Raw genomic sequence first — 11,882 nt, forward strand, 5'->3', positions numbered from 1 at the left:
GGGTACCGAGGGCGCTTATGCGAGATACGCCAGGCCGGGGTGGACCGAGGTGTACCCGTCGACCAGCCTGCGTGCCACGTTCACGGAGTCGACGAGCGGGTGGAGCGCGAACGCCTTCACCGCCGTCGCGCGCGAACCGGACTCGGCCGCGGCAAGCACCTCGCGCTCGACCGCCTTGACCGCGCACACAAGGCCGGTCGCGTGGCCGGGGAGCGGGTCGACCGCGACCGGATGCGCGCCGTTGGCGTCCACCAGGCAGGGGACCTCGATGACCGCCTCGGAGTCCAGTACGGAGAGGGTGCCGCGATTGCGCACGTTGAGGATCAGAGTCGTGCGCTCGTCGCGGGCGATCGCCCGCATCAGGGCCAGGGCCACCTTCTCGTAGCCACCGGAGAGGTCGTCGGCGTCGCGCTCCCCCGCGCCCGCAGTCTGCCGGTTCTCGGCCATGTAGGTGGCCTCGCGCTCGGCACGTGTGCGGTCCCAGGTCCGCAGGGCCGAGGCGTCCCGGTCCTTCACCTCCTCGTAGAAGCGCGCCTGCTGGTCCCGCAGGAAGGCGCCGCGGGTCTTCTCGGCCTCGCGGTAGGCGCGCACGGTCTCGCGGTTGAAGTAGTAGTAGTGCAGATACTCGTTCGGGACGGCGCCGAGGGACTGCAGCCAGTCGGGGCCGAACAGCTTGCCCTCCTCGAACGAGCCGAGCAGGGCGGCATCGGCGAGCAGCCGGGGCAGTTCGTCACGCCCGGCGACGCGCAGACCGCGCACCCAGCCGAGGTGGTTGAGTCCGACGTAGTCGATGAATGCCTCACGCGGGTTCGCCACGCCGAGCACGCGAGCGATGCGGCGGCCGAGGCCGACCGGGGAGTCGCAGATGCCGATGACGCGCCCACCGAGGTGGCGGGCCATCGCCTCGGTGACCAATCCCGCCGGGTTGGTGAAGTTGATGACCCAGGCGTCGGGGGCGAGCCGGGCCACCCGCCGCGCGATGTCGACGGCGACGGGCACGGTCCGCAGACCGTACGCGATGCCGCCCGCGCCGACCGTCTCCTGACCGAGGACACCCTCGGCGAGCGCCACCCGCTCGTCGTCGGCGCGTCCCTGGAGTCCGCCGACACGGATCGCGGAGAAGACGAAGTCCGCGCCGCGCAGCGCCTCGTCGAGATCGGTGGTGGCGGTCACCTCCGGCGCGTCCGGCACACCCGCTGCTTGCTCCGCCAGCACCCGGGTCACCGCCGACAGCCGCTCCGCGTCCAGGTCGTGCAGTACGACCCGGGTGACACGGCCCTCGGCGCGATCTCCGAGGAGCGCTCCGTACACGAGCGGCACACGGAATCCACCGCCGCCCAGAATCGTCAGTTTCACGCTTGCACCCTTCCCGCCACCATCACCTCGACGCCCGCCTCGTCCAGAGACGACCGGGTCACCGGGTCGATCGGCGCACTCGTCACCACCACGTCCAGATCCCCGGCGTCGCAGACCTTCGCCATGCCCGTACCCGGGAACTTGGCGGAGTCGGCGAGCAGGACGACCTGGTCGCTCGCCTTGATCATGGCCCGCTTGACCGGTACCTCGACGACCGTCGTGTCCATCACCTGCCCGCCCGGCCGGACTCCACTGGTGCCGAGGAAGAGCCAGTCGGCGTGCAGCTGGCGCAGGTTGTCCTCGGTGAGGAAGCCGACCAGGGAGCGGTACTCACGGCGGACCATGCCGCCGAGCAGCACCAGCTCGATGCCCTCGTCGTCGGCAAGCTCCTCGTAGACCACCAGGTTGCTGGTGATCACGGTCAGCCGCCGTCCGTGCAGCTGCCGGGCCAGCCGGAAGGCGGTGGTGCCGATGTCGAGGAGCACGGACTCACCGTCCCGGATCATCGAGGCCGCGCTGACCGCTATGGAGTCCTTCTCGGGCACGCGCACCTCGGCGACCTCGGCGAAGGGCTGGTCGCCGAGGTCGACGACCGCGCCTCCGTGCACCCGCGTGAGCAGTCCGTCCTCCTCCAGCTTGACCAGGTCACGCCTGATCGTGGCGGGGCTCACGCCCAGTTGCTCGGAGAGGTCGGTCACGGCCGCGGGGCCACCTGAGCGCAGGGCCCGCAGGATGAGTTGGTGTCGTCGTTCTGCCAGCACACTGCGAACACTACTCGTCATCTTCAATCATTTCTATGCTCACTTCTGCTCGACTATTGACCAATGTCGAAGAGGGGCGCACGATTCCGTGCACCGAATTTGAACAGTTCTGACGAGAGGACGTTCGTGTGGACGACGACCGGCCCGATGTGCTGCTGACCGGGCTGCTCTTCTACGACCTCGTCCTCACCGGGCTGGGCGGCCCCCCGACCCCCGGCGAGGAGATCTGGACCGAGGGCATGGGCAGCAGCCCCGGCGGGATCGCGAACCTCGCCGTAGCGGCCGCCCGCCTCGGTCTGAAGACCTCGCTCGCCACGGTCTTCGGTGACGACTTCTACGGCGCGTACTGCCGGGACGTCCTCGCCGGCCAGGAGGGGGTCGACCTCTCGCTCTCCCGCACGGCGAACGGCTGGCCCACCCCCGTCACCGTCTCGCTCGCACTCCCCCGGGCGCACGACGCCTCCCCCGTCCACGACCGCGCACTGATCACCCACGGCCAGGAGCCCCCTTACTCGCAGGACGAACTGCTGGGCGAGGTGCCCGAGGCGCGCACCGCCCTGGTGCACCTGGAGGCGGAGCCACGCGCATGGCCGGCCAAGGCGGCCGCGAACGGCACGCAGATCTACGCGGACGTCGGCTGGGACCCCACCCGGCAGTGGTCTCCCGACCTGCTCGACCAGCTCTCTCTGTGCCACGCGTTCCTTCCGAACGAGACCGAGGCCATGGCGTACACGCGCACGGACAACGCGGTCGCGGCGCTCGACGCACTCGCCGAGCTGGTGCCGGTGGCCGTCGTCACCCGCGGCGGTGCGGGCGCGATCGCGGTGGACCAGACGACGGGCGAGCACGCGGACGTCCCCGCCGTCGACATCGACGTACTGGACCCCACCGGAGCCGGCGACGTCTTCGGCGCGAGCTTCGTCGCGGCCTCCCTCGGCGGCTGGCCGCTCGAGGAGCGACTGCGGTTCGCGGTGCTCGCCGCCGGTCTGTCCGTACGGCACCACAGTGGCGCCCTCGCGGCGCCCGGCTGGTTCGGCGTCGACCGGTGGTGGCGCTCGGTGACCGACCCCGGCCTGCGGCGGGCGTACGCCTTCCTCGCCGACCGCATCCCGGCCGACCCCGGCCCGCCCCCGCACCACGCACCCGTCACGCCGCCCGATCCCGCGCGGCGGCACTGAGTCCCTCGTATGCGACACCCGAACAGATCCGAAAGGCGGTGAGAGCAGTGCGGCTCTCACGAAGAGGCCTCCTGCGCGCGGGCCTGGCCGGTACGGCCGCCACGGCGCTCGGCGGCCTGGCGTCCGGCTGTGCCGTGCCGACCGGTTCGACCGGCCGGCACATGGTCCTGTGGTACTGGGACGGGGGCCTGGGCGACACGGTCCTCGAGAAGGCCAAGGCCCGTTACGACCGCTCGGTCGATCTGCAGGCCATCAAGATCGGCGGCTATTACCGGTCCAAGCTGATCACCACGATGGCCGGCCGTGCCCACATCCCCGACATCGCGGGCCTCAAGGGCGAGGACATGGCGTCGTACCTGCCCAACGCCGACCAGTTCGTGGACCTGAGGACGCTGGGCGCGGACAAGTACAGAAGCCAGTACCTGCCGTGGAAGTGGGACCAGGGCATCGCCGACGACGGCACGATGGTCGGCTTCCCGATCGACTGCGGCCCCGTCGCGCACTTCTACCAGCGCGCCGTCTTCCAGAAGGCGGGGCTTCCTTACGAACCGGCCGACGTGTCCAGTGAGCTGAACACCTGGGAGAAGTTCTTCGGGGCGGGTGAGCGGCTCAAGAAGCGGATCCCGGGAACCTACCTGCTCAGCGACGTCAACGCGGTCTTCGAGAACGTGGTGCTGCAGGGAAGCAAGCGGTACGTCGACAAGGACCGCCACTTCATCGGTGACCAGGAGCATGTGCGCACCGCCTGGGACCTGGCCGTGGAGGCGAAGCGGCGGGGGATCGTCTCGGACCTCGTCACCGGCACCCCGGACCAGCTGTCGGCCGTTCAGGACGGAAAGCTGCCCAGCCAGCTCGGCGCCTCCTGGGCCACCAACGACATCAAGAGCGGTGTGCCGAAGACCAAGGGCAGGTGGCGGGTGGCCGACATGCCCGTGCGGCCCTCGAACAACGGCGGCTCGTTTCTGTCGATCACCAAGGCGTGCCGGGAGCCCGAGCGGGCCTTCGCAATCATCACCTGGCTCCTCGACACGGAGAACCAGGCCCAGGGCTTCGTCGATGCGGGTCTCTTCCCCTCCACGCCCGCCTCGTACGGCCTGAAGCAGCTGCGCGAGCCCGACCCGTTCTTCGGCGGCCAGGTCACGATGGACGTCTTCGGCCCCGCCGCGCAGAAGATCGCGGTCGCCTACAACAGCCCGTTCGACGTGGCGCTCGGGCAGCCCATCAAGGACGAGATCAAGAACGTCGGCGTCCTGGGCAAGGACCCGAAGAAAGCCTGGAGCGACGCCATGAGCAAATGCCGGCGCATAGCGGAGCACCTGGGGGTGAGCTACTGATGGCCACCGTCCCCGCGCTGGAGAAGCCCCCGGCGGCCCTGGCGGAGACGCCCGCCGAGCAGCCGAAGAAGGGCTTCAGGAAGTACTGGCACCTCTACGCCGCCATCTCCCCCTTCTACCTCCTCTTCCTCGCCTTCGGTCTGATCCCCGTCGGCTTCTCCTTCTACGTCTCCCTGCACCGCTGGGACGGCCTCGGCTCCATGGAGTGGGCCGGCCTCTCGCAGTACCAGTACCTCCTGAGCGACAGCGACTTCTGGAGCTCGGTCGGCAACACCATCCTCATCTGGGCACTGGCCACCTTCCCGATGATCTTCCTGGCGATGGTGACAGCCGTGATGCTCAACTCGGCGGTCCGCTTCAAGAACGTCTACCGCCTCGCCTACTTCCTCCCGAACGTCACCTCGGTGGTGGCGATCGCGATCGTCTTCGGCTCCGTGTTCTCCACCAACTTCGGTCTGGTCAACGCCCTGCTGCAGGCGGTGGGCCTGGACCAGGTGGCGTGGCTGAACACCCCCTGGGGCATCAAGATCGCCATCGCGACGCTGATGACCTGGCAGTGGACCGGTTACAACGCGATCATCTTCCTCGCGGGTCTGCAGACCGTTCCGAGCGAGCTGTACGAGGCGGCACGCATGGACGGTGCCGGACCCGTCCAGACGTTCTTCCGGGTCACGCTGCCGCTGATGCGTCCGGTCCTGCTCTTCGTGCTCGTCATCTCGACCGTCACCGGTCTGCAGAGCTTCTCCGAGCCGCAGGTGCTGCTACAGAACACCGCGAACGAGTCGACTTTCTCGGGCGGACCCGGCCACGCCGGCCGCACGATGGTCCTCTACTTCTTCCAGCAGACCTTCGACAACAACGACTTCGGCTACGGCGCCGCCGTGGCGTGGGGCGTCTTCCTCGTCGTCATCCTCTTCTCGATCATCAACTGGCGCCTGGTGCGGCGCCGGGGCGAAGACTAGGGAGTCCGGTCACCATGGCATCCATCCACAGCACACGGCGACCGAAGGTCATCCGGGGCACCCGGAGCCGGGGCATCGCGCTCCACGCGGTTCTTGTCATCGGGCTGCTGCTGTCGGCCTTCCCGTTCTACTGGGCCGTGATCATGTCGACGCACACGTCGTCGGAGATCTTCTCGTACCCGCCCAAGCTGCTGCCCGGTTCCCACTTCCTCGAGAACGTCCGCCATCTCTTCGACAACATCGACTTCTTCGGCTCGATGTTCAACTCTCTGCTGGTGGCGGGCTCGGTGACGGTCCTGGTCCTCTTCTTCGACTCGCTGGCGGCGTTCGTCTTCGCCAAGTTCGAGTTCCCGGGCCGGCGGGTGCTGTTCGCACTGCTGATGGTCATCTTCATGGTGCCGGCGCAGCTCGCGGCCATCCCGCAGTTCGTGATCATGGCGAAGCTCGGCTGGATCGGCACGATGACCTCGCTGATCGTCCCGGCCGCGGCCAACGCGTTCGGCATCTTCTGGATGCGCCAGTACATGAAGGGCGCCATCCACGACGAACTGCTCGACGCCTCGCGCATCGACGGGGCGAACTTCCTGCGCCAGTACTGGCACGTGGCGCTCCCGGTCGTCCGTCCGGGCCTGGCCTTCCTCGGCATCTTCACCTTCATGGGCCAGTGGAACGACTACGCCTGGCCCCTGATCGCCCTCACCAACCCGGACAACGTGACGCTCCAGGTCGCCCTGTCCCAGCTCAACGGTACCCATGGCACCACCGACTACGGCATGGTGATGACGGGTGCGCTCCTCGCCCTCGTCCCGCTGCTGATCGTGTTCGCGATCGGTGCCCGGCAGATCATCGCCGATCTGGGCAAGGGGGCCATCCGCTGATGACCCGCGATCCCCTGATCGCCCTCCGCCCCTGGGAGTCACCCGAGGTGACCTCCTGGGGGCGGCTGCCCATGGGCGCGGTCGACCGTCGTTCGGGAGCGGTCCCGTTGGACGGCGAGTGGCGCTTCCAGCTCTTGCCCGCACCGGAGTCCCCCGTCACCGACGCCTGGTCGTCCCAGCACGTCCCCGGCGCCTGGACGCTTCAGGGCACCGACGACCTGCCGCAGTACACCAACGTCCGTATGCCGTTCGACGAATACCCGCCCTCCGTGCCCGCCGCCGACCCGACGGGCGTGTACGAGCATGACGTGGAGGTGCCCGCCGCGTGGGAGGGCCGGCGCATCGTGCTCCAGGTCGGCGCCGCAGAGAGCGTGCTGCTGGTGCACGTGGACGGACGGCCGGTGGGCGTCTCGAAGGACTCCCATCTGGCCGCCGAGTTCGACCTCTCCGGCGCGCTGCGCCCCGGCGAGCGGAGCACCCTGCGCCTGACGGTGGTGAAGTGGTCGGACGCCACGCACCTCGAAGACCAGGACCAGTGGTGGCACGGGGGGATCACCCGTTCGGTGCTGCTCTACGCGACGGATCCGCTGTACCTCGCAGACGTGACCGTGCGGGCGCGGCGCAGCGGGGAGCTGCGGGTGGACTGCCGGGTGCAGGACGCCGCGGGCGCGCTGCCCGAGGGCTGGTACATCAGCGGCGAGCTGGACGGCAGGACGCTCACGCAGGACGAGGACTTCGACCGCGCCAACGCCGAGGACGAACGCGTCTCCGCCTTCCTCGGCGAGGCACGGCTGCTCGCCACCGTGCCCGAGGTGCGCACCTGGACCGCCGAGACGCCCGAACTGTACGAATTGACCATTATGCTCCACCGTGCCGACGGCACGATCGCCGACGCCTCGCACCACCGCATCGGCTTCCGCGACATCGAGATCGTCGGACGGGACCTGCTGATCAACGGCGAGCGCGTGTTCATCCGGGGCGTCAACCGGCACGACTTCCATCCGCTCACCGGCCGGACGGTGTCGTACGACGACATGCGCGCCGATCTGGTCGTGCTCAAGCGTTTCGGCTTCAACGCGATCCGTACCGCTCACTACCCCAACGACCCAGCACTGTACGATCTCGCAGACGAACTCGGCCTCTATGTCGTCGACGAGGCGGACATCGAGTCCCACGACCACGCCCACGAGATCGCCGACGACCCCCGCTATCTGAACGCTTTCGTGGACCGTGTCTCGCGGATGGTGCTGCGGGACAAGAACCACCCATCGGTCATCGTCTGGTCGCTGGGCAACGAGTCCGACTACGGCGCGAACCACGACGCGGCCGCCGGCTGGCTGCGCCGGCACGATCCGACGCGGCCGCTCCAGTACGAGGGGGCCGCGAAGCTCGGCTGGGCCGACCCGGAGCCGGCCTCCGACATCGCGTGCCCCATGTACGCGCCGATCGAGGACTGTGTCGCGCACGCCCTGTCCGGCGAGCAGACCAAGCCGCTCATCCAGTGCGAGTACTCACACGCCATGGGCAACAGCAACGGGACGCTCGCCGACCACTGGGCCGCCATCGAGGCCACCCCGGGTCTTCAGGGTGGCTTCATCTGGGAGTTCTGGGACCACGGCATTCTCCAGCGCGTGAGCGACGGAAGACCGGCCGGGCGCACGGGCGCCGGCCTCCATGGCAACGGTGTCGCCGCGCCCGGTCACCGCTGGGCGTACGGCGGCGACTTCGGCGAGGCGGTGCACGACGGCGCGTTCATCGCGGACGGCGTGGTCTTCCCCGACCGCACGCCCAAACCGGTGATGTACGAGCACCGGGAGATCGCGGCCCCGGTGCGGGTGGAGTGCTACAAGCACGAGGGCATCGTCCTCGGCAACCACCAGCACTTCCGGAGCCTTTCCTGGCTGTCGGGCCGGTGGGAGCTGGCGCTCGCCGACGGCCGCACCCTGACCGCCTCGGCCGACCTGCCCGATCTGCGGCCGGGCGAGACGGCGGCGGTGCCGCTGCCGTTCGAGCTGCCGCGGGACGGGGGCGAGGCGTGGCTCACGCTCCGCGTGACCACGGCGGAGGACCTGCCGTGGGCGCCTCGCGGTACGGAGGTGTGCGCGCCCCAAGTGCGGTTGCGGTTGGCTCCGAAGCCGGTGGACGAGCCCGTGGCGGACCGTCCGGTGGAGGTCGACGCGGAGGGGCTGCTCGTCCATCCGCTGCTGGCCGCCGCCCCCATGCTGTCGCTGTGGCGGGCACCGACGGACAACGACGAGCTGGGCGGCATCGCGCCGCGCTGGCGGGCGTGGGGGCTCGACGCGCTCGTGCGCAAGGTCGTCTCCGTTCAGCGTGACGCATCCCGGGTGACGGTGCTGGCCGAGTACGCCGGCACGGTCGGCGTCGTCCGCCACTGCCAAGTGTTCACGCCGGTCGACAGCGGCATCCGGGTCGACGAACAGGCCGAGCTGCCTGCGGAGTTCGACGACGTGGCACGCGTCGGCTCCGTGTTCGAGACGGTGGCGGGTCTCGACCTGCTGGAGTGGTTCGGGCAGGGGCCCTGGGAGTCGTATCCCGACCGGAGTGCGGGTGCGCCCGTGGGCCACCACCGCGTCCCCGTCGACGAGTTGTTCACCCCCTACCTCCGCCCGCAGGAGAGCGGCGGCCGGCACGGTGTACGGCACTTCGCTCTGAGCGGGCCGGATGCCACCGGTCTCGGCGTCGTCCTGGACGAGCCGCGCCAGGTCTCCGTGACCCGCTACCGTGCCGAGGATCTGACCGGTGCCGCACACCACGACGAGCTGAAGCCCCGCTCCGGCTGCGTGGTGCACATCGACGCGGCGCACCGGGGCCTCGGCACGGCCTCCTGCGGCCCTGACACCTCGCCCTCGTATCTCGTCGCACCCGGAGTCCACCGCTGGAGCTGGACGCTGCGCAGTCTTTGATCCCCCCGGGCCCTTCCGCCGCTCTCCTGCGGCGCGCAGGACTGTTCGGTGCAGCGGTGGTCGCCACCGCGTCCACGCGGACCGCGAGCCGTAGCGACGTCGGCGTCAGGGCCGCCGGAAGCGCGGGGGAACGCTCTCCGGCAGCCCTGACGTCCGCCTTCATGCCCTGAACTCCCGTATGGCGAGGGGACTTTCTCGGCTCTGTCTCTTGACGTTCGGAGCGCCGGAGAGCACGTCGGCGGCGCGATGTGAGAGCGCTGTCACGCCCCGGCGAACATCGTCTCCGCCCGTTCCGCTCATCTCAGCTCCGCACGGAACGCGGCCGGGGTCGTATCCGTGTGCTGGTGGAAGAACTTGGAGAAGTTCGCCGCGTCGGCGAAGCCCACGGCGGCACCGACCCGGCCGATCGGCAGGTCCGTGTGCGCGAGGAGACGTCGGGCCTCCAGGATCACGCGCTTGTCTATGAAGCCCTTGGGCGTCTCGCCGGTGGCGGCGCGGACCGCGCGGACCAGGGTGCGGCGCGAGTAGCCGAGGGCGTCGGCGTAGGCGCTGACGCTGTGATTGGTCGCGAACCCCTTCTCGACCGCGTCCCGGAAGCGGGTGAAGGTCGTGTCGGCCTGCTCGCGGGTCGCCTCCGCGGAACTGACCGCCAGATGGGCGAGGCGCAGCAGGAACGCGGTCAGAGAGTGTTGCAGTACCGCCGTGTGCAGCGTCAGGGGCAGCGTGGTGATGTCCTCGTACTCGCGCCGGAGCTGGTCGAGCGCCGCCTGGAGCCCGGCGAGCTGGGCCGGGCCGGGGCGCAGCAGGGGTGGCAGTTCGTAGCGGTACAGACCCGTGGCCTCAACGGTGGCGCGCGGCAGGAAGCCGGGCTGCATGGTGAGCGCGGTGCCGTGGTACTCGCTCGCCCGGGAGAAGCGGTGGACCTGGCCGGGGCGGATCCACAACAGGTCGCCGGCGGTCATCTCGTACTCGGCGAAGTCCACCATGTGCGTCACGGGGCCGCCGGTGAAGAGCATCACCACATGGAAGTCGATCCGGTGGACGCGGCCGATCGGCGCGGCCTGGTGCCAGGGGAGTCCGGAGTTCATGGCAACCACCTGCATACCGACGCCGCAGACGCTCAGGTCGACCGGAAAGGGGTACGTTCTGATCCCGTCACCGTCTTGCGTGGTCTTGTCCACCATGTCCTTCTCGTGTCGCCTCGGTCCCGCTGTCGATGTCCCACTTTCACCGAAGACTGACACAGGGGCACCTTCCACTGCAAAAGTCAGACTTTTAGGTTTGAACGCGTTCTGTTAGCGATTCGCCACGCAGTGAGGACTTGTTGAAGATGAGTGCGCAGAGCCCCGACGGATTCGAATGGACCGAACTCGACCGGCGGGCCGTCGACACCGCTCGCATCCTGGCCGCCGACGCGGTGCAGAAGGTCGGCAACGGTCACCCGGGCACCGCGATGAGCCTGGCCCCGGCCGCGTACACGATCTTTCAAAAGGTGATGCGGCACGATCCGGCCGACCCCGAGTGGACCGGCCGCGACCGCTTCGTCCTCTCCCCCGGCCACACCTCTCTGACCCTGTACACACAGCTCTTCCTCGCCGGATACGAGCTGGAGCTCGATGATCTGAAGGCGTTCCGCACCCACGGCTCGAAGACCCCCGGTCACCCGGAGTACGGGCACACCGCGGGAGTGGAGACCACCACCGGACCACTCGGCCAGGGCGTGGCCAACGCGGTCGGCATGGCCATGGCCGCCCGCTACGAGCGCGGCCTGTTCGACCCGGACGCTCCCGAGGGCGCCTCCCCCTTCGACCACACGATCTGGGCGATCGTCTCCGACGGCGACCTGGAGGAGGGCATCTCCGCCGAGTCCTCCTCGCTCGCCGGCCACCAGAGGCTCGGCAACCTCGTCTTCCTCTACGACGACAACCACATCTCCATCGAGGGCGACACCGCGACGGCCTTCTCGGAGGACGTACTGAAGCGCTACGAGGCCTACGGCTGGCACGTGCAGCGCATCGAGCCCGCCGAGAACGGCGACATCGACGTCCCCAAGCTGTACGCGGCGCTCAGGGCGGCGCAGGACGAGACCGAGCGGCCCTCGATCATCGCGATGCGCACGATCATCGCCTGGCCGGCCCCGAACGCGCAGAACACCGAGGCGTCCCACGGGTCCGCCCTCGGGGCGGACGAGGTAGCCGCCACCAAGCGCGTCCTCGGCTTCGACCCGGAGAGGACCTTCGAGGTCGCGGACGAGGTCCTGGCCCACACCCGCAAGGCCCTCGACCGCGGCACCGAGGCGCACGCGGCCTGGGACAAGCGCATCGCCGAGTGGCGCTCCGCACAGCCCGAGCGCGCCAAGCTGTTCGACCGCGTGGTCGCCGGTCAGCTGCCCGAGGGCTGGGAGGAGAAGCTTCCGGTCTTCGAGGAGGGTGCGTCCGTCGCCACGCGTGCCGCCTCCGGCAAGGTGCTGGGGGCCCTGGGCGCGGTCA

Annotated in this window: 8 protein-coding genes and 1 pseudogene; 6 read left to right on the plus strand and 3 right to left on the minus strand. The window is 69.5% G+C overall.

All coding sequences use genetic code 11. The annotated features are described in order from the left end of the window. Nucleotides 1-15: 15 nt before the first annotated feature. Nucleotides 16-1,356: a 6-phospho-beta-glucosidase gene (locus tag VXC91_RS21395; protein ID WP_329508910.1), complete on the minus strand. Its 1,341-nt coding sequence runs from the start codon at nt 1,354-1,356 to the stop codon at nt 16-18. Beyond that, entirely contained in the window at nt 1,353-2,117 is a 765-nt protein-coding gene (locus VXC91_RS21400) for a DeoR/GlpR family DNA-binding transcription regulator (protein WP_329508918.1), read from the minus strand. The genes VXC91_RS21395 and VXC91_RS21400 overlap by 4 nt, the downstream gene beginning before the upstream one ends. A gap of 128 nt (nt 2,118-2,245) precedes the next feature. Between VXC91_RS21400 and VXC91_RS21405 the strand changes: the two genes are divergently transcribed. From VXC91_RS21405 to VXC91_RS21425, 5 genes are read left to right on the plus strand one after another with little or no spacing between them, the layout of a single operon-like run. Beyond that, complete coding sequence (locus tag VXC91_RS21405) at nt 2,246-3,295, plus strand: carbohydrate kinase family protein (protein WP_329508911.1); 1,050 nt, start codon at nt 2,246-2,248, stop codon at nt 3,293-3,295. 47 nt (nt 3,296-3,342) lie between these two features. Continuing rightward, nucleotides 3,343-4,629 carry an ABC transporter substrate-binding protein gene (locus tag VXC91_RS21410; RefSeq protein ID WP_329508912.1) on the plus strand — a complete coding sequence of 429 codons (1,287 nt, stop codon included), beginning with the start codon at nt 3,343-3,345 and terminating at the stop codon, nt 4,627-4,629. Beyond that, on the plus strand, nt 4,629-5,591 hold the full coding sequence (locus VXC91_RS21415; RefSeq protein WP_329508913.1) for a carbohydrate ABC transporter permease: 963 nt from the start codon (nt 4,629-4,631) through the stop codon (nt 5,589-5,591). Before VXC91_RS21410 ends, VXC91_RS21415 begins: the two co-directional genes overlap by 1 nt. Nucleotides 5,592-5,605: 14 nt before the next feature. After that, the gene (locus tag VXC91_RS21420; RefSeq protein ID WP_329508914.1) at nt 5,606-6,469 is read left to right on the plus strand and encodes a carbohydrate ABC transporter permease; all 864 of its coding nucleotides are present in this window, start codon (nt 5,606-5,608) and stop codon (nt 6,467-6,469) included. Further along, entirely contained in the window at nt 6,469-9,393 is a 2,925-nt protein-coding gene (locus VXC91_RS21425; RefSeq protein ID WP_329508915.1) for a glycoside hydrolase family 2 TIM barrel-domain containing protein, read from the plus strand. The genes VXC91_RS21420 and VXC91_RS21425 overlap by 1 nt, the downstream gene beginning before the upstream one ends. A 296-nt stretch (nt 9,394-9,689) precedes the next feature. Here VXC91_RS21425 and VXC91_RS21430 read toward each other — a convergent pair whose 3' ends face one another. Then, complete coding sequence (locus tag VXC91_RS21430; protein WP_329508916.1) at nt 9,690-10,577, minus strand: helix-turn-helix domain-containing protein; 888 nt, start codon at nt 10,575-10,577, stop codon at nt 9,690-9,692. Between the two features lie 146 nt (nt 10,578-10,723). On the opposite strand from VXC91_RS21430, the pseudogene VXC91_RS21435 reads away from it, so the two are divergent. Continuing rightward, nucleotides 10,724-11,882, plus strand: a pseudogene (locus VXC91_RS21435) (transketolase); the annotation flags it as partial.

It is taken from the genome of Streptomyces chiangmaiensis (assembly GCF_036281785.1).
In the GTDB taxonomy this organism is placed as follows: Bacteria; Actinomycetota; Actinomycetes; order Streptomycetales; family Streptomycetaceae; genus Streptomyces; species Streptomyces chiangmaiensis.

Bases quoted from the DNA above. Each gene is read 5' to 3' on its own strand.
- VXC91_RS21415 (WP_329508913.1), top strand. From the start codon at position 4,629: ATGGCCACCGTCCCCGCGCTGGAGAAGCCCCCGGCGGCCCTGGCGGAG.
- VXC91_RS21420 (WP_329508914.1), top strand. From the start codon at position 5,606: ATGGCATCCATCCACAGCACACGGCGACCGAAGGTCATCCGGGGCACC.
- VXC91_RS21425 (WP_329508915.1), top strand. From the start codon at position 6,469: ATGACCCGCGATCCCCTGATCGCCCTCCGCCCCTGGGAGTCACCCGAG.
- VXC91_RS21430 (WP_329508916.1), bottom strand. From the start codon at position 10,577: ATGGTGGACAAGACCACGCAAGACGGTGACGGGATCAGAACGTACCCC.